At 70.5% G+C, this 23,115-nt stretch carries 22 protein-coding genes; 14 read left to right on the forward strand and 8 right to left on the reverse strand.

What is annotated here, in order from left to right; all coding sequences use genetic code 11:
* Nucleotides 1-87 precede the first annotated feature (87 nt).
* The 4 genes from M3Q35_RS34330 to M3Q35_RS34345 all read left to right on the forward strand — a co-directional run bounded on the left by M3Q35_RS34330 (nt 88) and on the right by M3Q35_RS34345 (nt 5,027).
* Nucleotides 88-1,401 carry a UDP-glucose dehydrogenase family protein gene (locus M3Q35_RS34330; RefSeq protein WP_273936676.1) on the forward strand — a complete coding sequence of 438 codons (1,314 nt, stop codon included), beginning with the start codon at nt 88-90 and terminating at the stop codon, nt 1,399-1,401.
* A 7-nt stretch (nt 1,402-1,408) separates the two neighbouring features.
* Nucleotides 1,409-3,205: a gamma-glutamyltransferase family protein gene (locus M3Q35_RS34335; protein WP_273936677.1), complete on the forward strand. Its 1,797-nt coding sequence runs from the start codon at nt 1,409-1,411 to the stop codon at nt 3,203-3,205.
* Between the two features lie 83 nt (nt 3,206-3,288).
* Complete coding sequence (locus M3Q35_RS34340) at nt 3,289-4,365, forward strand: sensor histidine kinase (RefSeq protein ID WP_273936678.1); 1,077 nt, start codon at nt 3,289-3,291, stop codon at nt 4,363-4,365.
* Nucleotides 4,362-5,027, forward strand: coding sequence for a response regulator (locus M3Q35_RS34345; RefSeq protein WP_273936679.1), 666 nt, complete (start codon nt 4,362-4,364; stop codon nt 5,025-5,027). Before M3Q35_RS34340 ends, M3Q35_RS34345 begins: the two co-directional genes overlap by 4 nt.
* Here the strand turns inward: M3Q35_RS34345 and trxA are convergent.
* Both trxA and M3Q35_RS34355 read right to left on the reverse strand, forming a co-directional pair.
* A complete protein-coding gene (gene trxA, locus M3Q35_RS34350) occupies nt 5,011-5,328 on the reverse strand; it encodes a thioredoxin (RefSeq protein ID WP_273936680.1) in 318 nt (105 codons plus the stop codon). The two genes, M3Q35_RS34345 and trxA, sit on opposite strands and share 17 nt — an antisense overlap.
* Nucleotides 5,283-5,684, reverse strand: coding sequence for a MerR family transcriptional regulator (locus M3Q35_RS34355; protein WP_273936681.1), 402 nt, complete (start codon nt 5,682-5,684; stop codon nt 5,283-5,285). The genes trxA and M3Q35_RS34355 overlap by 46 nt, the downstream gene beginning before the upstream one ends.
* A 73-nt stretch (nt 5,685-5,757) precedes the next feature.
* On the opposite strand from M3Q35_RS34355, the gene M3Q35_RS34360 reads away from it, so the two are divergent.
* Nucleotides 5,758-6,489, forward strand: coding sequence for a GNAT family N-acetyltransferase (locus M3Q35_RS34360; RefSeq protein WP_273936682.1), 732 nt, complete (start codon nt 5,758-5,760; stop codon nt 6,487-6,489).
* 553 nt (nt 6,490-7,042) lie between these two features.
* Here M3Q35_RS34360 and M3Q35_RS34365 read toward each other — a convergent pair.
* Nucleotides 7,043-7,420, reverse strand: coding sequence for a hypothetical protein (locus M3Q35_RS34365; RefSeq protein WP_273936683.1), 378 nt, complete (start codon nt 7,418-7,420; stop codon nt 7,043-7,045).
* A 6-nt stretch (nt 7,421-7,426) separates the two neighbouring features.
* The gene (locus M3Q35_RS34370) at nt 7,427-7,555 is read right to left on the reverse strand and encodes a hypothetical protein (RefSeq protein ID WP_273936684.1); all 129 of its coding nucleotides are present in this window, start codon (nt 7,553-7,555) and stop codon (nt 7,427-7,429) included.
* A 310-nt stretch (nt 7,556-7,865) separates the two neighbouring features.
* On the opposite strand from M3Q35_RS34370, the gene M3Q35_RS34375 reads away from it, so the two are divergent.
* From M3Q35_RS34375 to M3Q35_RS34385, 3 genes are read left to right on the forward strand one after another with little or no spacing between them, the layout of a single operon-like run.
* Nucleotides 7,866-9,185 carry an alginate O-acetyltransferase AlgX-related protein gene (locus M3Q35_RS34375; protein ID WP_273936685.1) on the forward strand — a complete coding sequence of 440 codons (1,320 nt, stop codon included), beginning with the start codon at nt 7,866-7,868 and terminating at the stop codon, nt 9,183-9,185.
* Between the two features lie 25 nt (nt 9,186-9,210).
* A complete protein-coding gene (locus M3Q35_RS34380) occupies nt 9,211-10,215 on the forward strand; it encodes a hypothetical protein (protein WP_273936686.1) in 1,005 nt (334 codons plus the stop codon).
* Entirely contained in the window at nt 10,212-12,131 is a 1,920-nt protein-coding gene (locus M3Q35_RS34385; protein WP_273936687.1) for a glycosyltransferase, read from the forward strand. The genes M3Q35_RS34380 and M3Q35_RS34385 overlap by 4 nt, the downstream gene beginning before the upstream one ends.
* Here the strand turns inward: M3Q35_RS34385 and M3Q35_RS34390 are convergent.
* The 4 genes from M3Q35_RS34390 to M3Q35_RS34405 form a co-directional block, all read right to left on the reverse strand.
* Nucleotides 12,128-15,712 (reverse strand): glycosyltransferase, encoded by a 3,585-nt coding sequence (locus M3Q35_RS34390; RefSeq protein ID WP_273936688.1) that lies wholly within the window; start codon nt 15,710-15,712, stop codon nt 12,128-12,130. The two genes, M3Q35_RS34385 and M3Q35_RS34390, sit on opposite strands and share 4 nt — an antisense overlap.
* A complete protein-coding gene (locus M3Q35_RS34395; RefSeq protein ID WP_273936689.1) occupies nt 15,709-16,932 on the reverse strand; it encodes a hypothetical protein in 1,224 nt (407 codons plus the stop codon). Before M3Q35_RS34395 ends, M3Q35_RS34390 begins: the two co-directional genes overlap by 4 nt.
* Nucleotides 16,933-17,043: 111 nt before the next feature.
* Nucleotides 17,044-18,741, reverse strand: coding sequence for a hypothetical protein (locus M3Q35_RS34400; protein WP_273936690.1), 1,698 nt, complete (start codon nt 18,739-18,741; stop codon nt 17,044-17,046).
* Between the two features lie 28 nt (nt 18,742-18,769).
* Complete coding sequence (locus M3Q35_RS34405) at nt 18,770-19,885, reverse strand: hypothetical protein (RefSeq protein WP_273936691.1); 1,116 nt, start codon at nt 19,883-19,885, stop codon at nt 18,770-18,772.
* Between the two features lie 161 nt (nt 19,886-20,046).
* Here M3Q35_RS34405 and M3Q35_RS34410 point away from each other — a divergent pair, with 161 nt between their 5' ends.
* From M3Q35_RS34410 to M3Q35_RS34435, 6 genes are all read left to right on the forward strand, one after another.
* Nucleotides 20,047-20,253, forward strand: a complete 207-nt coding sequence (locus M3Q35_RS34410; RefSeq protein WP_273936692.1) for a hypothetical protein — start codon at nt 20,047-20,049, stop codon at nt 20,251-20,253.
* Nucleotides 20,250-20,633, forward strand: a complete 384-nt coding sequence (locus M3Q35_RS34415; protein ID WP_273936693.1) for a type II toxin-antitoxin system death-on-curing family toxin — start codon at nt 20,250-20,252, stop codon at nt 20,631-20,633. The genes M3Q35_RS34410 and M3Q35_RS34415 overlap by 4 nt, the downstream gene beginning before the upstream one ends.
* Before the next feature lie 119 nt (nt 20,634-20,752).
* Entirely contained in the window at nt 20,753-21,385 is a 633-nt protein-coding gene (locus M3Q35_RS34420) for a zinc ribbon domain-containing protein (protein WP_273936694.1), read from the forward strand.
* Nucleotides 21,386-21,438: 53 nt separating this feature from the next.
* A complete protein-coding gene (locus tag M3Q35_RS34425) occupies nt 21,439-21,726 on the forward strand; it encodes a YiaA/YiaB family inner membrane protein (protein ID WP_273936695.1) in 288 nt (95 codons plus the stop codon).
* Nucleotides 21,727-21,741: 15 nt separating this feature from the next.
* Nucleotides 21,742-22,110: a hypothetical protein gene (locus tag M3Q35_RS34430; protein WP_273936696.1), complete on the forward strand. Its 369-nt coding sequence runs from the start codon at nt 21,742-21,744 to the stop codon at nt 22,108-22,110.
* 16 nt (nt 22,111-22,126) lie between these two features.
* Entirely contained in the window at nt 22,127-22,996 is an 870-nt protein-coding gene (locus M3Q35_RS34435; RefSeq protein ID WP_273936697.1) for an alpha/beta fold hydrolase, read from the forward strand.
* The last annotated feature ends 119 nt before the right edge of the window (nt 22,997-23,115 follow it).

Consider the following 23,115-nt stretch of genomic DNA (forward strand, 5'->3'; position numbering starts at 1 on the left):
CTGTACGGCCTAAGCCAGCGGGCCCGTCAACTCCGCCTGCGAACGTCGGGAACGGAGACTCCTGCGACCAGGTCGGGGTGGTGCGAGGTGTTCGCTCGTCGAATCGCGGTGATCGGGACCGGGTACGTCGGTCTCACCACGGGGGCCTGTCTGGCCTCGCTGGGGCACCACGTGGTGTGCGCGGACGTGGACGTGGCCAAGGTCGAGCGGCTGCGGGCCGGCAAGGTGACGATCCTGGAGCCGGGGCTGGCCGAGCTGGTGGCCGAGGGCCAGGCCGGTGGCCGGCTGGAGTTCGTGGTGGGCGCGGCGGCCGCGGTCGGCGACGCCGAGGTGGTGTTCCTGTGCGTGCCGACGCCGATGGGCCAGGGCGGCGCGGCCGATCTCGCCGCGGTGGAGTCGGTGATCGCCGAGGTGCGCACGATGCTGCCGGTCGGCAGCATCGTGGTGAACAAGTCGACCGTGCCGGTCGGCACCGCGGCCCGGGTGTCCGGCCTGCTCAAGCGCAAGGACGTGCCGGTGGTGTCCAACCCGGAGTTCCTGCGTGAGGGCACGGCGGTGCACGACTTCCTCAACCCCGACCGCATCGTCGTCGGCTGCGACAGCCAGGACGCGGCCGAGCGGGTCGCCGCCCTGTACGCCCGCCTCGGCGCGCCGACCGTGCTGACCGACGCGGCCAGTGCCGAGATGGTCAAGTACGCGGCCAACTGCTTCCTGGCCATGAAGCTGTCCTACGTCAACGCGATCGCCGAGCTGTGCGAGCGGCTGGGGGCCGACGTCGCCGACGTGACCGAGGGCATGGGCTACGACCGCCGCATCGGCCAGTCCTTCCTGCAGCCCGGCCCCGGCTGGGGCGGCTCCTGCCTGCCCAAGGACACACAGGCGCTGCTCCAGGTCGCGGCGGCCGTCGGCTACGACTTCTCCTTGCTGCAAGCCACCATCGACACCAACGCCCACCAGCGCCAGCTGATCGTGGCCAAGATCCGCGAGGCCGCCGGCGGACGGCTGCGGGGCAGCCGGATCGGCCTGCTCGGGCTGGCTTTCAAGGCCGGCACCAACGATCTCCGCGACTCGCCGGCATTGGCCGTGGCCGCGCTGCTGCGGGCCGAAGGCGCCGAGCTCACCGGCTACGACCCGGGCATCGCACACGAGGTCGACGGTGTGCGGGTGGTGTCGGACGCCTACGAGGTGGCCAAGGACGCCGACACCGTTGTGGTGCTGACCGAATGGCCGGAGTTCCGTGGCCTTGACTGGTCCCGTATCGGCGAGCTGGCCGCCGGCTCGGTCGTGGTCGACACGCGGAACCACCTGGACCCGGACGCGTTGCGGCGCTGCGGCCTGACCTGGTGGGGCGTCGGCCGCGGTCATCTGGACGTGGGAAATTTGCTCGCTGCCGTGATCTGATGGGGGCATGTTCACCACTCGCCCGGAGCTGACCGGCACGGTCGGCATGGTTGCCTCGACCCACTGGCTCGCCTCCACCGCCGGCATGGCGGTGCTGGAGTCGGGCGGCAACGCGTTCGACGCCGCGGTGGCGGCCGGTTTCGTGTTGCAGGTGGTGGAGCCGCACCTGGTCGGCCCGGGCGGCGATATGCCGGCGATCTTCGCGACGGCCGCCGACCCGACGCCGCGAGTGCTGTGCGCGCAGGGCGTCGCGCCGGCCGGTGCGACCATCGAGCACTACCGGGGCGAGGGGCTGGACCTGGTGCCGGGCAGCGGTTTGCTGGCCGCCGTCGTGCCGGGCTCGTGGGACGGCTGGCTGACGCTGCTGCGGGATCACGGCACCAAGTCGCTGCGGGACGTGCTGGGCTACGCCATCGGCTACGCCCGTAGCGGATTCCCTTTGGTGGAGCGGATTCCGGCCACGATCGAGGGCGTGCGGCAGCTGTTCGCCGAGCACTGGCCGACGTCGGCCGAGCTGTGGCTGCCCGGCGGCGAGGTGCCCAAGGCCGGCACTCTGTTCCGCAACCCGGCGCTGGCCGACACCTGGGAACGGCTGCTGCGTGAGGCGGAATCCGTTGGCGGCGCACGGGAATCGCAGATCGATGCGGCGCGAAACGCGTGGTACCAAGGGTTTGTCGCCGAGGAGATCGAGGCGTTCAGCCGCAAGCCGCACCGGGACGACTCCGGCCGTGATCACGCCGGAGTGCTGACGGGCCAGGACATGGCGTCCTGGTCGGCAACGTATGAGGACCCGGTGACCGTGCAGGTCGGGGATCGCACGCTGGCCAAGTGCGGGCCCTGGAGCCAGGGGCCGACGCTGGCGCAGCAGGTGTTGATGCTGCACGAGCTGCGGGACCGGCTTGCATACGTGGACGGCGTGCCGACCGCGGAGACCGTGCACCTGGCGATCGAGGTGGCCAAACTGGCCTTCGCCGACCGCGAGGCGTGGTACGGCGACAGCGCCGAGGTGCCGATCGACGACCTGCTTTCCTCCCCGTACACGGCTTCGCGGCTGGCGTTGATCGAGGACACGGCTTCGCTGGAACTGCGGCCGGGTTCGCCGGGTGGTCGCACGCCGAAGCTGCCGTCGTACATCGCCGAAGGGCGGGGCGTCGGCGGCGGCGATTCGCCGATGAACGCGGCGGTCGGCGAGCCGACGGTCACCCGTGAGGGGCAGATGCGCGGCGACACCGTGCACATCGACGTGGTCGACCGCTGGGGCAACGTCATCTCGGTGACGCCGTCCGGCGGCTGGCTCCAGTCGTCGCCGACGATCCCGTCGCTGGGCTTCGCGCTCGGCAGCCGGGCCCAGATGTTCTGGCTGGAGGAGGGGCTGCCGGCGTCGCTCGTGCCGGGCAAGCGGCCACGGACCACGCTGAGCCCGTCGCTCGCCTTCCGGGATGGTGCGCCGCTGGCCTTCGGCACGCCCGGCGGCGACCAGCAGGACCAGTGGCAGCTGTGCTTCTGGCTGGCCCACACCGTCGGCGGGCTGAACCTCCAGGCCTCGATCGACGCGCCGATGTGGCACTCCGCCGCGTTCCCGCTGTCGTTCTATCCGCGCAGCTGGCAGCCGGGCGAGCTGGTGGCCGAGTCGCGGCTCGGGGCTCAGGCTTTTGCGGATTTGCGGGCTCGTGGTCACCGGGTCGTGGACGCCGGCGAGTGGGCGCTGGGCCGGCTGTCCGCGGTGTCCCGCGACCCGGCGACCGGACTGCTGTACGGGGCGGCCAACGCCCGCGGCACGCAGGGCTACGCGGTCGGCCGTTGACCGCTCGTTCCACGTGGAACGTAGTTCGCTTTGCCGCCTCGTGACGTACGCGGGGCGGCGGCCGATGTCGTAGCGTCGCCGGTGTGCGCCGGTCGCGGAAGACACTCCTGCTTCCCATTCCGTTCGCGATCGCTTGCCTGCTGATCGCGGTCACCAGCGCGCACTGGCACCAGCCGCCGCTGCAGCTCAGTGAGCTCGACGTGGTCTGGATGCTGTCCGGCGCGGTGCCGCTGTTCTGGCGCAAGCGCTGGCCGTACGTGGTGTTCGCGGTGTCGACCGTGCTGGCGTTCAGCTACCTCTACTCCGGCCGGCCGTTCGGGCCGACTCCGGTGTTCTCGGCGCTGGCGCTGTACACGCTGGCCAAGCGCGTCGGGCCACTGCGGTCGACGATCGCCGCGGTGGTGTTGATCGCCGGTTTCGAAGTCGCGCAGTTCGCGACTGGCGGCGATATCAGCGACGTGCGCTACGTGGTGTTCGTGCCGGTCGCGGTGTCCATCGGCGTCGCGGCGCGGTACGTGAGCGTCAATCGCCGGTCGCAGTACGAGGTCTTCGAGGAGCGGGCCCGGCGGATCGCCGAGGAGGAGCGCCTGCGCATCGCCCGCGAGGTGCACGACGTCGTCGCGCATAGCCTGGCGATGATCAACGTGCAGGCCGGCGTGGGGGCGCACGTCGCCGACCGGCGGCCCGAGGAGGCCAAGCAGGCGCTGCTGGCGATCAAGGAGGCATCCAAGGCAGCGCTGGTCGACCTGCGCGCGACGCTCGGCGTGCTGCGGTCGGGGGAGGAACGGGCCCCGGCCCCGAGCCTGTCCCGGTTGGGTGAGCTTGTGGAGTCCGCACGAAGCGCCGGGTTGTCGGTCGACGTCAGCGGCGGTCCGGGTGAGCTGCCGGCGCCGGTCGACTCGACGGCGTACCGGATCGTGCAGGAGGCGCTGACCAACACCGTTCGGCACGCGGTGGACGCGCGTACCGTCACCCTGCGGTTCTCACGGGACGACGAGCGCTTCGTGATCGAGGTGCATGACGACGGCCGGCCGGTGGAAGCCTTGGTGGGCAACGGAATTCGTGGCATGCGGGAACGGGCGCTGGCGCTGGGCGGCACGCTGGAGGCGCGGTCGCGGGACGAAGGGGGATTCGTGGTGCGGGCGGAGCTGCCGCTATGACGATCAAGGTGGTGCTGGCCGACGACCAGGGCCTGGTCCGGGCCGGCTTCCGACTGCTGCTGGAGACCGAGGACGGCTTCGAGGTGTGCGGGGAGGCCGGCGACGGCGCGCGGGCCGTCGAGCTGGCCCGGGAGCATCGGCCGGACGTGGTCGTGATGGACATCCGGATGCCCGGTGTCGACGGGCTCGTGGCGACCCGGCAGATCACCTCGGACCCGTCGCTGGCCGGCGTGAAGGTGTTGGTGCTGACCACTTTCGACGTCGACGAATACGTGTTCGAGGCGTTGCGCTCGGGCGCTTCGGGCTTCCTGCTGAAGGACACCGAACCGGTCGACCTGCTGCACGCCATCCGGGTCATCGCCGCCGGCGAGGCGCTGCTCGCGCCGACCGTGACCCGGCGGCTGATCTCCGAATTCGCCAACCGGCCCGAACACCGTCGCCCCGACCCGGCCGCGCTGCGTGAGCTGACCGAGCGGGAACGCGAGGTGTTGGCGCTGGTCGCCGGCGGACTGTCCAACGAGGAGATCGCCGAGCACCTGGTGATCAGTCCGGCGACCTCGCGGACCCATGTCAGCCGCATCATGACCAAGCTGGGCGCGCGGGACCGCGCCCAGCTCGTCGTGCTGGCCTACGAGTCGAAACTGGTCACGCCACGGGAGTGAACAGCTCCCGCTCCAGCGCGGCCTTCGGCTTGGCGCCGACGATCATCTTGACCACTTCGCCGTGGTGGAACAGCAACATCGTCGGCGCGGCCATGACCTGGTACCTGGTCGCGGTGACCTGGTTGGCGTCCAGGTCCATCTTCACGATGCCGATCTCCGGGTGCTCGTCGGCCAGCCGCTCCAACACCGGCCCGACCATGCGGCACGGGCCGCACCAGGTGGCCCAGAACTCCACCAGCACCGGCTTGTCGCTGGTCAGCACCCGCTCCGCGAAGTCCGCGTCGGTGACCGCTTGCAGCATGATTCCTCCCCTGTGTTGCGTTCGACCGCGGCGGCGACCTGCGCCCGTACCGCCTGCAGCCGTGCGATGCAGTCGTCCAGTTCGTCGAGCTTGCGCCGGTACACCGCCACCGACGCCGGGCACACGTCGCCGGTCGGGTTGCCCGCGCGCAGGCACTCCACGAACGGCCGCGTGTCCTCCAGCGCGAAGCCGATCGCCAGCAGCGAGCGGATCTCGTTCACCGCGCGCAGATCGTCCTCGTCGTAGTCGCGGTAGCCGTTGGCGGTGCGGCGGGCCGGCAGCAGGCCCTGCTCCTCGTAGTAGCGGAGCGAGCGGGTCGTGGTCCCGGCCCGGTCCGCGAGCTCCCCGATGCGCATAGCAGCGACGGTAAACCTTGACGCCGATGTGAAGGCCAGCGTTCATACTCTGCAGTGTTCTATTTTTTGGTGAATGAGCACCCAGATCGCCGGCTTCCTGCGCGCCGGCCGCCGCAATCCCGTCCGGGTCGGGCCGTTCGTGGCCGGCTTCTCCGAGACCACCGCGAATCCGTACAGCAACTACGCCGTGCCCGACGACGACGCCCGGCCTACGGCTGACGACGTTTCGGCGTTGATCTCGGTCTTCGTCGAACGTGACCGCAAGCCGCGGTTGGAGTACCTGCCCGGCGTCAGTCCGTTCGTGCAGGCCGCGTTGGAGGAGGCCGGTTTCGTCGAAGAAGGCCTGCTACCCGTGATGACCGTTGGGACGCTGGTCGAACCGCCGCCGGTGGAGGGCATCGAGTTGGTGGCCGCCGACTCCGACGACGCCATCCTCGGCATGGCAACCGCGTTGAACCTGGCCTACGGCGAGCCGCCGCCCACCGAGGCGGATCTGGCCAGCCACAAGGGATCCCGTGACCGCGGCGGCTTCGCGCTGCTGGTCCGGTCGTCGGACGGCGAGCCCGTCGGCGGTGGGTTGGTCACCGTGCCCATCGGCGGTGTCGCCGAGCTAGCCGGCATCGGCGTTGTCCCGTCGTGGCGGCGTCGGGGAATCGCCGCCGTCATCACCCATCGGCTCGTTCGGGCCGCCCACGACCTCGGCGCGCGGCACCCGTTCCTGATGGCCGCCGACGACAACGCCACCCGGGTCTACGCCCGTATCGGCTTCGAGATCACCGGGAGGGTCCTGCACATCTCCCGCTGACTCCGCGTCCAGTCCCAGGTCTTCGCGCATGGCCCGGCGCATGGTCTTGTACTCGCGCTGGGCCTCCCGCCACAGCGTGCGCTCCTCGTCGCCGTGCCGGCCCGCCAGCAGTTTCGTCGCCAGCGTCGACCTGCGTACCAGCGACTCCCGCAGCATCGCCCGGATCCGCTCCGGCGCATGAACGTTCACCGCGCCCAGCGAGGTCCGGGCCTGGGCCGCTGCCTTACGCAGGTCCGCCGCCGAGGCCTCGTCCACCGTGCCGCCATCCCGCAGCGCTCGGCGGGCGTCGTAGAGCACCCAGTCGAACGACTCGATCGCCCCGATCACCTCGGCGTACGCCTTGGCCCGCCCCTCGTAGCTGCGGCTTTCCCGCTCCCTCTCCCGTTCACGGCCCCAGCGCAGCTCTTCCCGCTCCGTCTCGCGCCGCCACCGCTTGTCTTCGCGCCAGCCCGCGATCGCCTGCGCCCCCAGCACACCGCCGAGGCCGAGCACCGCCACCACCATCGGCACCCACAGCGGCACGTCTCCAGACGACATAGGGCAGAACCTAGCGTCAGGCGATGCCCTCCTGGGGCGTCCAGATGCGGAACGGGTTCAGGTTGGTCGGGACCAGATCCGGCGCCGACTGCGCCGTGCTCAGCGTGGGAGCCGTCGCCGTGCCCGGCGGGGGCAGTTCCAGCAGGCGGTCGATCGCCTCGGCCAGGCTGCCTTCGAACAGCCACACCGCTTTGCCCGGTTGGCTCGAGTCATGCACCGCCGGCATGCGACCGGCCTTGGCATCGTGCTCCGAGCGGAACAGGATGGTGTCGACGAAGCCGCGAAGCTGGCGGTAGCCCATGATGCGGTCGAGGTGGCCGTGCTCGTCGGGAATGTTCATGAACTGGAAGCCACGGTCGCGCAGCTCGGCGAGCTTGCCCAGGACGCCGTCCATGGTCGGCTACCGGTCGGACGGCTTCGACGGGCGGTCGTAGCTCGCGACCACCACCCGGACCACCAGCACCAGACCGACCGCAACCAACGCTGCCACCTGCAACGCCACCGCTGCCTCCAAGGTGTTCGCCCCCACCTTCGCCGGCCCCTTGGCCCCGGCGAACCTTCGACATCAAGGTGACAGGGATTCACCCGTTTGGGGAATACAGTGGTCGTTAACAGATTCACAGTTAAACACTGTGCGTAGCACCCTGCGACCGTCTTGAACCTTTCCTGTCACGCTGGGCAGCTGAACCCATTCTGAAGTGATCGGGATCACATAACCGTGAGAAATATGTGACCGGCCACAGCGCGCTCCACCCCCGTCATCTGCACGGGAGAACGCGTCGTGCGACCGGTCACCGTACTGCCCACGGCAGCCGCCGCCACTGGGTATCGTGCTGGCCGTGGGGGAGCCGGGCGAGGACACGCAGCCGATCAAACGACATGAGTCCCGGCTGCCGGACGACCACCCGCTCTATCGACCGCGCCACGGCAAGCAGCGGTTCGCGCTGGTCTGCGCAGTGGTCTTCCTGATGACGCCGTTGTTCGGCCTGACCCTTTTCGGCACGCCGCCGTCGATCGAGAACCGGGCGCTGCACCCGTTCCCCAGCGTCGGCGAGGGCTGGTCCTTCTTCACCGACCTCGGCCCATGGGCGACCGACCATCTGTCCTTCCGCGAGCAGGCGATCAACCTGACCGACGGCATCAGCCGGTCCCTGTTCGGCGAGCCGCCCAACCAGGAGAGCAGCGACCCGTCCCAGCCGACCAGCGGCCCCATCCCGGTCGGCCCGCCGCCCACGGTCAATCCGCCCATCCCGGGCTCGCCGGCCCTGGACAACGAGCCGCCGCCGGTTGCCGGCTACCCGCGGGTCATCGAGGGCAAGAACAACTGGCTGTACTTCGGCTACGACATGCAGGGCAAGTGCCAACCCCAGCAGCGCCTCGAGGACGTCATCGCCAACCTGGTGAAGCTGCGGAACGCAGTGCAGCAGTCGGGCCGCAAGTTCGTGCTGGTGGTGCCGCCGGACAAGTCGACGAGCGTGCCGCAGTACCTGCCCGACCAGTACGCGGGCAAGTCCTGCGCCATCGCCCACAGCGAGCGGTTCTGGTCGCTGGTCACGGCCGAGGCCGGCGCCACCGACCTGCGGTCGAACCTGAACCGCATCGGTCCGTCGGCCTACTTCCCGCAGGACACGCACTGGACCTACGCCGGCGGACTGATCATGACCAGGGCCATCGCCGGAGCCATCCACCCCGGCATCGACCTGCCCTGGCGGGTCACCGACGGCGCCAAGAGCGAAGGCGTCGCCGACCTGCCGCCGATGATCGCCAAGACCGGCACGGACGTGAGCAAGACCTACCGGCTCGCCCCGGACGGCCACGTCGACCGCACCCAGCAGGGGCCGTTCGACCTGCGGGACACCGTCAGCTTCAGCACATCGAAGCCGGTGAACGGCATGGTCGCCGGCAAGACGGCGATGGTGACGGACTCGTTCACCAACTACGCGGCGCCGTTCCTCGCGGCCACCTTCACCGACATCACCCTCACGCCAAGCGCGGTCGTGCAGCAGAACCCGGGCGCGGAGGCGCAGCGCATGGTGGACAGCGACACGGTCGTGGTGGAGGTCGTGGAGCGCAATCTGTCATCGGGCATCAGCCCGATGACCCAACCCGCGGTGCTGGACCCGATCATCCAGCAGCTGGCCGCGCATCCCAAACGCTGAAAGGCCACTCGGTACAGTGCCCGACGTGCGTGCAGAGTCCCGACCGACTTCCGTCGGCGCCATCGCCCTATGGGGCAGCAGTGACCTGCCGGGGCTCGGCGACCAGGTCGTGCCCCGGGTGCTGGAACGGGAGCTGCTGACCCGGCTGCCGGGCTGGCGCGTCACGCACTACGCCCCGTTGGGCTGGAGCCGTCCCTCGGTGTCCGACGGTGGTCTGATCGCGGAGCCGCTGGGCGAATACACGCCCGAGCGCCTGCGAGAGATCGCCGACTCGGTGCACCTGAGCATCCTGTGCGCGACCTTTTCCCGTGGCACGAGCCTTGAAGCGTTGTACGGGACTGCGGCCGCCGAGCCGTTCTTCGCCATGGACCTGCCGGCTGTCACGGTCAATCTGGCGGTGTTGGCCGATGGGTTGGTGCCGGCGGAAATCCTTGCCGCCCGGACACTTCAGCTCCGGCAGCTCGGTGAGCTGCCGGAGGACGACTACGTCATCGGCAAGGGCGGTATCGAGCTGCCGGCCGATGTGGTCGTCGAAGACAAGCTGGCGGCGATCGCTTCGGCGAAGAAGGTCGTGACCGACGACCCGTACGTCGCGGCTGCCGCTACGGCGTTGGGCACGAAGGTCCAGGGGCCGGCCGTCGACGTGAAGACCCTGGCGGACAAGGCCTGCAAGGAGATCGACGGGTTCGCCGCAGCAGCCGAGCAGGCGCTGGCCGAGCGGGACGGCGACCTGACCCGGCGGATCGCCGACCTCGCCGCCGAGAACGCCGCGCTCCGACATGCCCATGCACGGCTGCGCCAGCGCATGCTGCACGAGCGGCAGATCCTGGTGGACCGGCTGATGGCCGCGGACGACTCCGAGGCCGTCGAGCGGCTGCGGGCCGAGCTGGCCCACGAGCGCCACCTGCACCGCGAGGCGCTGGCCCGTGCGGCCGAGGACCACCATGAGCTCAACGCGTTGCGCCAGACCAAGTTGCTGCGCTGGTCGCAGCCGCTCCGCGACACCTACGGGAAGATCAGGCGGGCATGAGGATCACGTTCGTCCTGGTCTCCTACGGAGGCCGCGAGCTCGTCGTGGAGTGCCTGGAGAAGCTGGCCGAGCACACGCCGCAGCCGTACGAGGTGATCGTCGCCGACAGCGCGTCCCCGGACGGCACGGGCGAGTGGCTGGCGGCCAACCTCACCGGCGCGACCGTGCTGCGTATGGACCGCAACCTGGGCTTCGGCGCCGGCTGCAACCTGGCCGTGCGGCACGCGAAGACCGAGCTGGTGTGCTTCCTCAACGCCGATGTCGAGGTGACCGAGGGCTGGCTGGAGCCGCTGCTGGAGGTGCTCGACACACGCCCCGAGGTGGCGGCGGTCGCGCCGGTCATGCTCAACACCGACGGCACCGTGCAGGAAGCCGGCAGCATCATCGGCGGCGACGGCTGGTGCCGGGCCTGGGACGGTCCGCAGCACGAGATGTTCGCCCGCCAGGTGGACTACGCGTCGGCGGCCTGCCTGCTCATGCGGCGCAGCGTGTTCCACCAGGCCGGCGGCTTCAGCGCGGACTACGAGATCGCCTATTTCGAGGACGTCGACCTCCAGGTCCAGCTCAAGTCGCTGGGCTGGACGGTGTGGGTGGATCCACGCTCGACGGTCGTGCACGCCCGACACGGCAGCAGCACCACCGACCGGGCGATGGAGCTGATGCAGCTCAACCACGGCGTTTTTCTCCGCCGCTGGCCGCAGGAGCTGGTCGACCGGCCGAACGTCGTGGGCTTGGACGAGCACGAGCACCACAAGTACTGGCTGCGCGACCGCAACGCCGGCTACCGGGTGCTGCTGATCGACGACCGGGTGCCGCAGGCCGACCGCGGCCGTGGCGACCCCCGCACGATGGCCGTTGTCGACGCCTGGCGGGAGGCCGACCCGAACGCCCGTGTCACCTTCTACGCGTACTCGCCCGAGCGGGCCGAGGAATACGCGCCGGCCTTGCAGGCCAAGGGAATCGAGGTCGTCTGGGGCGTCACCGACGCGCGGCGCTGGTCGGCCGATCGGGCCGGCCTGTACGACGTGGTCGTGGTGTTCCGGCCGCACAACTTCGCGCAGGTCGGCCTCACGATCTCCCAGTCGCAGCCGCAGGCGGTCAAGGTCTACGACTCCGAGGCGCTGTTCTACCGACGTCCCGGCCAGTACTTCGAGACGGCGCTGACCTCGGCCGAGCGCCGCCGGCTGGCGATCGAGGCGCGGCACCTACGTGACCAGGAGGAACACGCCTTCAACTGGGCCGATGTGGCGGTCTGCGTGAGCGAGGAGGAGGCCCGCTGGGCCCGTGGCATCGCGCCGGGCACCTCCGTGCACGTCGCCTGCTACCCGGCCAACCTGCCCGGCGAGGTCCCTGGCCTCGAGGGCCGGGAAGGGCTGGCGTTCTTCGGCGGTTTCGACAACACGCCGCGCACACCGAACGAGTTCGCCGTGCTGGAGTTGGTCGACGACGTGCTGCCGGAGCTGTCCCGGCGGCATCCCGGACTGCTGCTGCGGGTCATCGGCGCCGACCCGTCGCCGGCGGTACGGGCGTTGGCCCGTAAGGACATCGAGGTGCTGGGCAAGGTGCCGGACCCGGGTGTCTGGCTGTCCAAAGCCCGGCTGCACGTGGTGCCGATGCGCTACGGCGCCGGTGTGAAGATCAAGTTCGTCGACTCGATGGCTGCCGGGCTGCCGTTCGTCACCACACCGGTGGGCGGCGAAGGGCTACACCTCGGCTGGATGGCCCGGCACCTGGTCGGCGAGTCGCCGGCCGAGATCGTCGAGCTGTGCCACCGCATGCTCACCGACGACGTGCTCTGGACCGAGATCCAGCAGGCGCTGGTCGAGGTGTGTCGGACCAAGTTCTCCGCCGCCGCCTTCCGCACCGAGATGGAGGGCGTGATCGCCGACTGCGGAGCGCTTCCTGTGTTCAGTTAGTCGATGCTCGGCTGTGCCAGCGGCGGGATCTTGCCTCGGGCCTTGCGCAGCGCGTGCCAGCGCAGGGCCGCGCTGAGCAGGAACCGTTCCGCGCCGGCAGTTTCCTCCCGGGCGCGGCCGGCCAGCTTCAGCAGCGGCGTGCGGCGGTTCTCGACCTCGCTCAGCTCGGTCAGCCGCTCGCGGTCCTCGGCCTTCATGCCTTCCACGCGCAGCAGCAGCGTCGTCGCGAACTGGGCGACCCGACGCAGCTCGTACTCGGCGACAGCCTCCAGCTGAGCCTCCTGCTCGGCGGTCAGCACTTCGTTGCGCCCCAGGGCCAACAACGCCAGGCCGATCTTGCCGGGCAGCCCTTTGTCCAGGCGCTCCTGGCGATGTCCGGTCACCGCCTGCCCGTGCTGTCGGTACGAATACAGGGCGCGGTCAACGAAGGCCAGCTTGCTGTCGGCCAGCGCCGTCGCCGCAATCCACTGGTCATGGAAGGCTGACGGGGTGCCCGGAGGGAACGGGAGCACCAGCTCACGCAGCGTCTTGCCGTCCACCATGCTCGCCGCGCCGGTCACGGTGTTGAGCAGCAGCAACGCTTCCAGGTCGGTCCACTGGTTGCGGCGGTCCTGCCAGAACGAGTCGGCGAAGACGGTGTCCTGCTCGTCGATCAGCCGCATGTCCGAGTACGCGAGACCGTGCTCGCGCAGCGCGAGCAGCAGCGTCACCAGCTTGTCCGGGTCCCACACGTCATCTTGGTCGGCCAGGGCGACGGCGTGCGCGTCGGCCGGGGCGGCGGCCAGCGCGCGTTCGAAGTTGCCGTAGAAGCCGACGTTGTCCTCGTGCGCCACCAGCACGAAGCGGTCGTCACCGGTGATCAGCCGGCGGATCACCGCGAGCGACTCCGGGCCCGAGTTGTCGTCGCTGAGCACGCACACCCAGTTGTCATGGGTCTGGGCTCGAATCGAATCCAGCTGTGCGGCAAGGAAAGCCGGATCGGGCCGGTAGGTCGCCATGCAGATGGCGACCTTCGGGCCCTTGCCGGGCCACGACACCGTCACCGGGTCCAAATTGGACGGGACCAGGCGCAGCGGCGGAAGTTCGCGTCGCAGCAGGGTTCCATCGGCCAGCAGAACGCCGAGCGCCAGCGGCTTGTCCATCGGCGCGGCGATCCGCGTCAGCGGCAGTCGGACCCGGAAACCACAGCCCTCGGGCGTACGAATCACCGACGGCCCCAGCGCGGCAACGACATCAGGCCGGGCGTGGCCCGTGCTCGCCACGTGCCACTCGCCCTCGAACAGCACCCGGACGTCCTTGACCGCGATGCCGGCGTTGACCACCCAGCCGTCCAGATCGACGACCTGGCCCCGGCCGACCGCGATCGGCCGTTCCGGCACGTTCACCGAGTAGTGCAGCTCGGCCTCGCGCTTGGGTCGCGCCGACTTGCGCATCCGCGCCCCGAACACGCCGGCCAGCGGGCCTGAGCGCCGCAGCACGGCGTCACCCTCGTCCCCGGCCCGGCCCAGCGCGATGTCCCGTACGCCACGGGCGATCCGCGCCGACGGCCACAGGTAGCGGTGGGCCGCGCGCACGATCTTGGCGTTCTCCAACGCGTCCAGGCGAGCCCGGGTCTTGGCCAGGCGGTCGGCGACGTGCGCCGCCTGCTGCTCCAGCTGTGCGCTGCGCGCCTGCGCCGACTCCGCTTCCAGCGCGGCGTCGGCCAGTTCCGCGAACACCATGCCCAGCCGCCGGTCCAGCCGCGCCGCCTCAGCGCGCGCGACGGACAGCTCCTGCTCGACGATGCTCAGCTGACCGGAGACCTCGTTGCCGCGACGGCGCTCGACCTCGGTGCGGTCGTTGGCGTCGACCAGCGCCGTTCGGTGCCGGTCGAGGTCCGCGTCGGCATCGCGGAGACTCTGCTCCAGGCCCTTGAGATGGGTGGCGTCGGCGACGATCTGGTCCAGGCCGCCCTGGATCGTCCACAACGGATCAATACCCGGCTGGTCGACCCGGTCGTGCAGGGCCTTGCTGATCGTCGCCGCCGACGTGCCGGTGACCAGGGACTGGAGCTCACCCTCGGCGTCAAGCAGTTCGGACCACCGCTCGTCGGCCGCCGTGCTCAGTCCGACCAGCTCGGCCAGCGCGCGCAGCAGATCACGCTCGGTCGCTGCGCTGCCCCAGATGTGTGGCGCACCGCCGTCGTGGATGTCGTGCGCGAACTCCAGGAGCGACCGCAGCTGCACGAGCTCGGCGTCGACGCCGGTGCCGGCCAGCCACTCACGGTCCACGCGCTCGACGCCGGTCGCGGTCAGGATCAGGTTGCCCGGGTGCACGTCCAGGTGATCCGGCGGCAGCACCGCCACGCCATCGCGCCCCGGCAGATACGGGTGCCGCTCGTCGTCCGCGGTGAGCGGCCGCGCCTGTGCCAGCACGGTGTGCTGCCACAACGTGACAAGGCGGCGCAGCTCGGCCGAATCCCCGCCGCGCAAGGCATCCAGGAGCGCCGCGTCCAGCGGCCGACCGGCGAACCAGGGCTCCGTCGGCACCGTCTGCTGCCGCAGCCAAGCACGCCCGGTCGTGCCCTCGGATTTCGACGTCAGGACAAGATCGCGACCCAGCCCACGGGTGCGCCGCCATTCCGGTCGGCGACCACCGCTGACCAACCAGGCCAACGACGGGTCGAGCAGCTCGTCCAGCGGCTCCTCGGACGCGGAAGCCAGTATCAGGAACGACGGCGCGACCTCGACGCCGAAGCCCTCGGCCACCGCCGCCCGATACAGCTCTCGCCCCGGGGCCACGGCCCGGCCGCCGCCGAACGCGCCGCGCAGCGGGTCGCGGACCAGCTTCTCCACCAGCTCGGGAGCGTCCGGGCGGTCGAACAACGCCGTATTCAGCACGACGCGCGGCAGCTTGTAGTCCGGGTACGGCAGCAGCCAGCGCTGCGCCGTCAGACCCGCGTCGGCCAACAGCGACGCCAGCTTCTGCCGCGTCCACGTGCGGGGCTGTGGCTCGCCGCCCGGGTAGTCGGCGATGCCCACCCACGACTTGCCGTGATGATCCTCCGGGCGGCCCAGCAGATAGCCGACGCCGAGCTGGTTCTCGATCGCCAGCGCCACCACGCCGCGTTCGGACAGCGCTTGCCGGACGCCGTCCAGCAGCCGCTCCGGGCCGGCGCCGAAGAGCGTGCTGTACTCCAGCACCCCGCACAACACCGCGAGGTCGATCCCGTTGGCAGCAGCCAGCTCCTGCTCGATCTCGCCCCGCACGATCCGTACGTTGGGCAGGTCCCGGCAGCGCTCGGACGCCGCGGCCGCGCGATCCTCCGTGCCCTCGATGCCGAGCACGTCCAGACCGGCTTCGCCCAGCGCGCGGGTCAGAACTCCGGTGCCACAACCCAGATCCACCGCGCGCAGCTCCGGCCGCAGCCGCAGCGGCGCCAACAGAGCCAGCCGCTGCGGCGAGAAGTGATAGGCCGTCTCCCAGGAATCGACCTTCGCCGCCAGCTCCGTCGACCCCGCGCTGATGTCCTCGGCGGCCTTCAGCGCCAGCAGGACCTCGGACTCCGCGCCGTCGGCGTAGCCGACCTCACTCGACGTCACGACGCCGGCGCGAACTTCTGCGTCTCGGCCTTGAGCAGGTCACGGAACGCCTTCTCCGCGGCCGCCGAATCCGGGCTGTAGGCCTCGACCCGGATCACGTAGCCGTTGGAGATGTAGTGCGCGCGGAACGCGGTCTGGCCGTCCGGACCGCTGGCGCTGAGCGAGCGGGCGGTGACGCCGGCCGGGATGTTCGTGGTCAGCTGCTGGTAGTTGGCCTCGGCGTAGAGCTTGTCGATCGCGTTGAACGCGGCCTTCGGGTCCCCGCCGGTCTTGAACGCCCAGATGCCCTCGTGCATGTTCGGGGCCTCGGTGACCACCGCGGCCACCCGGCTCACGCCGTTGTTCTTGAGCAGCTGGACTTCCTGGTCGGTCGGCGCGTGGTTGGTCACCGCGTCGGCGATCGGGTAGTCGACGTTGTAGATCTGCTTGCCCGGCACCTGCACGAACGGGCCGGCCGGCAGCGGCGGCAGCGGCGGGGTGGTGGTCGTCGGGGCCGCCTTGGACGACGAGGTGCCGGTCGTCGTGGTGGTGGCGTTGTTCTCCTTGCCGGAGCCGGCGGTGAAGAAGTAGATGCCGCCGGCCAGGCCCAGCACCAGCACCACGGCCACCGAGATCGCGATGATCTTGCCGGTCTTGTTGCCGCGCTTGCCGCTGTCGAACACCTCGGGGCCCTGCAGCGGCCAGCTCGCCTTGCCGAAGTCCGGCGGCAGCTCGTTGCTCCACGGCGCCGAGCCGTACTCCTGCGGCTGCTGGCCGAAGTCCGACTGCTGCGGCATCGGCTGCCACGGCGCCGACGCCTGCGGCCCCATGTTCTGCTGGCCGGGCATGAAGCCGCCGGTGTTCGGCACCACCTGGGTGCGCTCCGCGCTGTCACCACCGGTGTTGCGGACCACCTGCGTGCGCTCGGCGCTGTCGCCGGCCGGCGGGTCGGTGATCGGGCGCAGCACCTGCGTGCTCTCCGACGACGTCTCCGGCGGCGGCTGGTTCTGGTTCTGCTGGCTGGCCGGCGGCTGCCAGCGGAACGGCGCGCCGAACGGGCTTGCCGGCTGCTGCTGCTCGGCCGGTGGCTGCTGCGGCTGGCCACCGGGCGGCGTCTGGGGCTGCTGCTGCCCCTGGGCCACGCCCAGCAGCTGGTCGCGACGTAGGCGGTAGTCCTCTGGCGTCACCCGGCCCTGGGCCAGCTCGCTGTCGAGCTGCTGCAGCTCCTCTTGCCAGGACATCTGACGAACCTCCGCATCACGTCCGCGTACCGGGGCCATTGTGCCGAAGCACCCACGGCCCCCGTACCCGACTGGGTCGTTGAGAGATCGGGTTGTGACCCGATCCCGCGATCACTGCTTCGGCGCCACCGGGAGCCGGTACGGCTTGCCGGCCGCGATGACCACTACCTGCGGGTTCGTGGCCTGCGGCGCGGCGACGGCGTGCCAGCCGGTCTCGAAGGTGCTGCTGTGCATGGCCGCGGCCACGTCACCACGGCGAATACCCACCGCGCCACCGCCGACAACGTTGTGCTGGTCGTCGACGACCAGCACACAGTCCGGGCCCTTGTTGTCGATCATTGCCCAGCCGCCGAGCACCGCGTCGCCGACCACCGGGCCGGACTCGACGTAGCCGCCGCTGCGGCCGTGGCCGGGACCACCCGGCAGCACCGGCGCCTGCGACACGTCCAGCTTGGACCCCAGCTCGATGCCGCCGCAGTCGAGGCTGAAGTCCTTGGTGAACGGGTACGCGCCCAGGCCCTTGACCACCGGCAGGATGCTGGTGTTCATCCGCAGCCCGGTCATCGACTTGGTCGCGTCGAGCTGGGCCGCGATGGCCAGCACCGTCTGGTCCGGGTACTGGTTGCGCACGTTGGTCGCCTGCTCGCTGCCCATGGTGAAGGTCACAAGCCCGGCCGTGACCGCGATCACCACGGCCGGCAGCACCGCGAGCTTGCGCCACAGCAGCACGACCATCGCCACCACCGAGCAGGCCGCGATGCCGCTGATCACGGCGTACCGGCCGGACTCGCCGACGGTGTCGCCGAGGCCGGCTCGCGAGATGCCGATCATGATCGCGGCCAGCAGGATGTGCACGGACAGGCCGGTCCAGCCGGCGTTGTCCACCGGCTCGTCGGCCGGACCGCGGAGCTCGGGCCGCAACGTCCGGGACCGCACCACCAGCGCGATGCCCACGACCAGCACGATCAGGCTGAGGGCGCCGGCCAGCATGGCCTGGTCGGGGATCTGGGTGGACCAGAGCATGCCGAGCGTGCCGGAGACCACCGCGAGCAGCCGGTCGAGGGCGAAGGTCGGCAGCGGGATCGAGCCCGAGCTGGGCAGCGTCCAGTACGCCACCGCGCCGCCGAGCACGGCGACCACGATCGGCGTGACCACCTTCCACGGCCGGTCGCCGCGCAGCCAGGCGATCAGCGCCAGCGCCGCCCACACGGGGAAGGCCGCGCCGTGGCCGAGGCAGGCGATCACCGCGACGACCAGCGCCAACACCGTCCGGCCGCGGTGCGCCAGCGCGATCGCCACGATCGCCGGCGCCAGGCCCGACAGCCAGTGCGTGCCGCTCATGCCCTCGCCGAAGTTCTCCATGTTGCCCGGGGAGAACATCAGGAAGGCGAAACCGGCGACCAGGCCCGCGCGCTTCACCGCGCTGAGCCGCCGGGGCAGCATCGAGGCCATGGCGGCGACCACGACCAGGCTCAGCACCACGACCAGCAGGCCGAGCGCCGGGTTGGAGCCGCCGAAGAACTTCGCGTCCAACCAGAACAGCGTGCCGGCGATGACCACCGGATGCCCGTTGTACAGCACGAACAGCCCGCCGAGGTGGTACTGGCCGGACGGGGTCGAGGCCAGCCCGAGGACCGACCAGTAGTCGAGGAAGTTCAGCCGCGGCGAGCGCAGCACCTCGACGATCATCGAGACCACGGGCACCGCGGCCAGCAGCACCAGCAGCGCGACCGGCCAGTTCCACCGCGAACGGGCGGTCTGCGCCGCCGGCTCCTCGGCCGTCACCTGTGGCATCTCCGTGGTGGTCATGCGAGCTCCGGTTCCCCCTTGGGCCGGCTCAGCTCGCCGGCGCCTTCGTCAACAGTGAGGTGGCGACGTTCTTCATCGCGGCCATGACCGCCGACTCGTCCACCGGCTGAGTCTGGGCGACCGCCACCATCACCGCGTTCAGCCCGGAAGCGTAAATGGCGCGGTACTGCACCTCTTTGTCGGTGACCAGCTTGCGCACCTGGACCTGGCTCGGCAGGCCGTCCACCTTGCCCGGCTGCAACCCGGCCAGGTCCTGGTACTCCACCAGGTCGGAGCTCACTTTCGCACCCGCGGCCTGATCACCGGTGACAAAGGCGAAGACCGCGTAGTTCAGGTGGCCGTCCACCGATCCGGTGAACGTGATCTGGGTCACCTTGTCGGCCTCGAGGAAGTCGCCCTCCCTGGCGTCGAACAGGTTACGGTTCTGCGCCTCGAAGACCGACAGCTCGGCCCGGTCCAGCCGGGCCGTGCCCGGCAGCTGCGGCAGGTCGTCCAGGTGCAGTGCCTTCGTCGGGGGTGTGGTGGACGACGTCGCCGTCGGCTGCTGCGGACGCACGCCGAACCACCAGCCGCCGGCCAACAGCAGCAGGAGCACCACCACGACGACGACCAGCAACGCCGCCCGGGACTTCTTCTTGGTGGCGCGGGTGCTGAAGACGTCGTCGGAGATCGGCGGCGTGGGTGCGTACTGCGGCGCCGGGGCCTGCTGCTCGCCGCCCGGTTGATACATCGGCAGCTCGGTGACCGGCGACCATGACGGCTGCTGGGTCGGCATCACCGGTTGGTACTGCGGCGCCGGTGGGATCGGGTTCGGCCCGGACGGCATCTGCTGCATCGCCGAGGCGGCGAACGGCTGAGGCGGCGTGCTTGTTGGGGCTTGCTGCTGGATCGGCTGGCTCGGGGGCTGCTGGGCGGTCGGGATCGGCGGCAGGGGCTGTTGGATGGGCGACGGCGGCGGCTGGACGTGCGGGATCTGCGGCTGGGCCGGCGGCTCGGGACGCTGGGGAGCTACCTGGCCGGCCGGCGGGAAGCCGCCGGAGGCGGCGGCCAGCAGGTTGTCACGGCGGCGGCGGTATTCGGCCGGGGTGATGCCCTTGTCGGCGAGCTCGGCGTCCAGTGCGCGCAGTTCCTCCTGCCAGGTCACGATCATCCTCCAGGGGTCGCGGCACGTGTCCGGCCTTGCTACCAGGCGTGTCCGCCCGTCACAACATAGTGAACCGGACCGATGCGGACCCGCCGTTCGGGCGTCATGCCCGGGCGACAAATGGATGGGGCGGTTGGCGGACCGTGGCTAAGGTCGGCCGGGTGATCACGCTGACGGTGCACCTGGCCGAGGAACTGGACGTCGAACTGCGCGCTGCGGCGGAGGCCGCAGGGGCGACGGAGGCGGAGTTCGCGGCGGGGGTGCTGGCGCGGGCGCTGGACGAGAGGCGGCATGCGGAGGTGATGGCGATCGCGGAGCGGGTGCTGACGCTGGACGCGGGGATCGTGCATCGGCTGGGCACGGCATGACCAGGTACCTGACGACGGCGGATCTGACGGCGATCGCGCACGCGACGATGGGCGGCAAGGCGCTGATCCGGGACGCGGGGCTGATCGACTCGGCGGCGGCGCGGCCGAGGATGACGATGTTCGGGGAGCAGGCGTATCCGGATCTGCACGAGAAGGCGGCGGCGCTGCTGCACTCGGTGCTGCGCAACCACCCGCTGATCGACGGCAACAAACGGCTGGCCTGGGTCGCCGCCCGGGTGTTCCTGGCGTTGAACGGACATGATTTCCAACCGGACGAGGATCGCTCGGTGGAATTCGTCCTCGCGGCGGCTGCCGGCGAATCGGACGATTTGGATACGGTGGCGGCGACGCTGCGGGAATGGTCGCGAAGCGCGGCGTGACCGGGGGATCACCGGCTGCACCTAAGGGCGAGAACCCTTGCCCCGATCGCTGTCCTCCTTGCCCGAAACGGCAGGGGCGGAACGGGCCGGTGGGCGGATAAGGTCCCACCGTGCCTGGGATGGTTCCGTTCACCGACAACTTCCGCGATCTCTCGAATACCGAGGGATACCAGTTCGAGTTCTACTGCGAACGCTGTGGCAACGGCTACCGTTCCGCGTTCCAGCGGGACAAGGTGGAAATGGGCCGCGGCCTGCTGCGCGCGGTCGGCTCGCTGTTCGGCGGCGCGGCCGAGGACCTCAGCCGCGCGACCGAGTCGTGGCGCTACGACCGAGCCACCAACTCGCCGGCCAAGGACAAGGCGCTGACGGCGGCAGTGCAGGAGATCAGCCCGAGCTTCTCGCAGTGCCGCGGCTGCAGCGACTGGATGTGCAAGACCCAGTGCTGGAACGAGGAGATCGGCCAGTGCCTGCGCTGCTCGCCGAGCGTGGCCGAAGAGGTGGCCCGCGCCCAGTCGGCGGCGCAGCGCGACCAGATCTGGGAGAAGGCGCGGCAGAAGGACTGGACCGCCGACGTCGACGTCGACACCAGGGCCAAGCTGAACTGCCCGAGCTGCGGCACCAAGGTCGACGGCGGCAAGTTCTGCTCGGCCTGCGGCGGCTCGCTGGCTGTCCCGGTGACGTGCGGCGGCTGCGGCTCCACGGCCAACAAGCCCGGCGCGGTCTTCTGCTCGGACTGCGGCGGAAAGCTGTAGCGACTGAGTAGCTGTACTCAAGACGAAAGGGTCCCGGGCCGGGACCCTTTTTCATGACGACCACACCTCCCTCGTCCGGCCCGACCCCCGCCTTCTTCGCCCAGGCGGCGATCTCGTTCGGCCTGTCGCTGCTGGCAGTGGCGATAGGGGTCGCCCTGCTGCCGGTCGACCCGTGGATCAGAGCGTTCCTGGCGGTCGGCATGCTCTACGCCGTCACGTCCACGTTCACGCTGGCCAAGGTGGTGCGCGACCGCCAGGAGGACAGTGCCCTGGCGCACCGGGTTGACCGGGCCCGGGTGGACAAGTTGATCGCCGAGCACGATCCCTTCCGGGTCGACTGATGGCAGACTGGTTCGGTGGCCCTGTCGTCCGAGGTCAGGCAGCTGTGCCGGGCCCTGCTGCCGCCGAGTGAGCGGATCGAGTACGTGTTCCCGGCGCTGTCGGTCGGTCAACCCGGGATGATCAGCTTGCTCGTCGTGGTTGGCACTTCTGGGGTCACGTTGTTGGCCTGCAAGTTCTTCCAGCGGCACGTGCCCGAGTCGGTGTGGGCGACCTTTCCGCGTTCGGTCCGGCTGGCGCCGGAGCCGACATCGGACGGTCAGATCATCGAGTTGGGCACGATGCGGCTGGAGATCGACGAGGAGTACGTGCCGGTGGCGCGGGCCGCGGACGCGGCGCACGCGGACCGGGCCGGGCTCCCGCCGGACCCGCTGCCGGATCTGTGAAGGGACACCACTCTCGATGCCGCAACTGACCGCGAACGGGATCTCGCTGGAGTACGACACCTTCGGCGACCCCGGGAATCCCGCCCTGCTGCTGGTGATGGGCCTCGGCGCGCAGATGACCATGTGGGACCCGGCCTTCTGCCAGCTGTTGGCGGACAAGGGATTCCACGTGATCCGGTTCGACAACCGCGACGCCGGACTTTCGCAGTCGATCGAATCCCCGTCCCTCGACGTCGCCGCGGTGATGGCCGGCGACCCGTCGACGGCCCCGTACCGGCTGTCGGACATGGCCGACGACGCCGCCGCCCTGCTGGCCGAGTTGGGCATCGACAAGGCCCACGTGGTCGGCGCGTCGATGGGCGGCATGATCGTCCAGCAGCTGCTGATCGACCACGCCGACCAGTTGCTGTCGGCCTGCTCGATCATGTCCACGACCGGTGACCAGTCGGTCGGCGCGTCCACGCCGGAGGCCATGGCCGCGCTCCAGGCCCCGCCGCCGCAGACTGCCGACGAGGCGGCCGAAGCGGCCGTCCGGGCCAGTCGGGCGGTCGGCTCGCCCGGCTTCCCGTTCGACGAGGAGCGGATCCGGGCCAACGGCCGGGCCGCTTTCGAGCGGGCCCGCAACCCGCTGGGCTTCGTGCGCCAGTTCGCCGCGATCATGGCGTCCGGTGACCGCACCGAGGGCCTGCGCACGGTGAAGGTGCCGACCCTGGTCATCCACGGCGAGGCCGACCCGCTGCTCAACGTCACCGGCGGCAAGGCCACCGCGGCCGCGATCCCGGACTCGCGGCTGCTGATCATCCCCGGTATGGGTCACGACCTGCCGATTCCGGCCTGGCCGCAGATTGTGGACGCGATCGCCGACAACGCCGCCCGCGCGGTCTGATCCCCGCTCCACCCGAACGCCCGGCGCACGTCGCGCCGGGCGTTTCGTCTGCCCAGGGCTACCGGTTTTGGTCTAGACCTTGACAGCGAAAATGTGGTCTAGTCCACTTTCGGGCACCG

It is taken from the genome of Kutzneria chonburiensis (genome assembly GCF_028622115.1).
Lineage (GTDB): Bacteria > Actinomycetota > Actinomycetes > Mycobacteriales > Pseudonocardiaceae > Kutzneria > Kutzneria chonburiensis.

What these genes read in the sequence shown, in the direction of transcription:
- M3Q35_RS34335 (WP_273936677.1), top strand. Translation starts at nt 1,409, where the DNA reads ATGTTCACCACTCGCCCGGAGCTGACCGGCACGGTCGGCATGGTTGCC.
- M3Q35_RS34345 (WP_273936679.1), top strand. Translation starts at nt 4,362, where the DNA reads ATGACGATCAAGGTGGTGCTGGCCGACGACCAGGGCCTGGTCCGGGCC.
- trxA (WP_273936680.1), bottom strand. Translation starts at nt 5,328, where the DNA reads ATGCTGCAAGCGGTCACCGACGCGGACTTCGCGGAGCGGGTGCTGACC.
- M3Q35_RS34355 (WP_273936681.1), bottom strand. Translation starts at nt 5,684, where the DNA reads ATGCGCATCGGGGAGCTCGCGGACCGGGCCGGGACCACGACCCGCTCG.
- M3Q35_RS34360 (WP_273936682.1), top strand. Translation starts at nt 5,758, where the DNA reads ATGAGCACCCAGATCGCCGGCTTCCTGCGCGCCGGCCGCCGCAATCCC.
- M3Q35_RS34365 (WP_273936683.1), bottom strand. Translation starts at nt 7,420, where the DNA reads ATGGACGGCGTCCTGGGCAAGCTCGCCGAGCTGCGCGACCGTGGCTTC.
- M3Q35_RS34385 (WP_273936687.1), top strand. Translation starts at nt 10,212, where the DNA reads ATGAGGATCACGTTCGTCCTGGTCTCCTACGGAGGCCGCGAGCTCGTC.
- M3Q35_RS34395 (WP_273936689.1), bottom strand. Translation starts at nt 16,932, where the DNA reads ATGTCCTGGCAAGAGGAGCTGCAGCAGCTCGACAGCGAGCTGGCCCAG.
- M3Q35_RS34400 (WP_273936690.1), bottom strand. Translation starts at nt 18,741, where the DNA reads ATGACCACCACGGAGATGCCACAGGTGACGGCCGAGGAGCCGGCGGCG.
- M3Q35_RS34415 (WP_273936693.1), top strand. Translation starts at nt 20,250, where the DNA reads ATGACCAGGTACCTGACGACGGCGGATCTGACGGCGATCGCGCACGCG.
- M3Q35_RS34420 (WP_273936694.1), top strand. Translation starts at nt 20,753, where the DNA reads ATGGTTCCGTTCACCGACAACTTCCGCGATCTCTCGAATACCGAGGGA.
- M3Q35_RS34425 (WP_273936695.1), top strand. Translation starts at nt 21,439, where the DNA reads ATGACGACCACACCTCCCTCGTCCGGCCCGACCCCCGCCTTCTTCGCC.
- M3Q35_RS34435 (WP_273936697.1), top strand. Translation starts at nt 22,127, where the DNA reads ATGCCGCAACTGACCGCGAACGGGATCTCGCTGGAGTACGACACCTTC.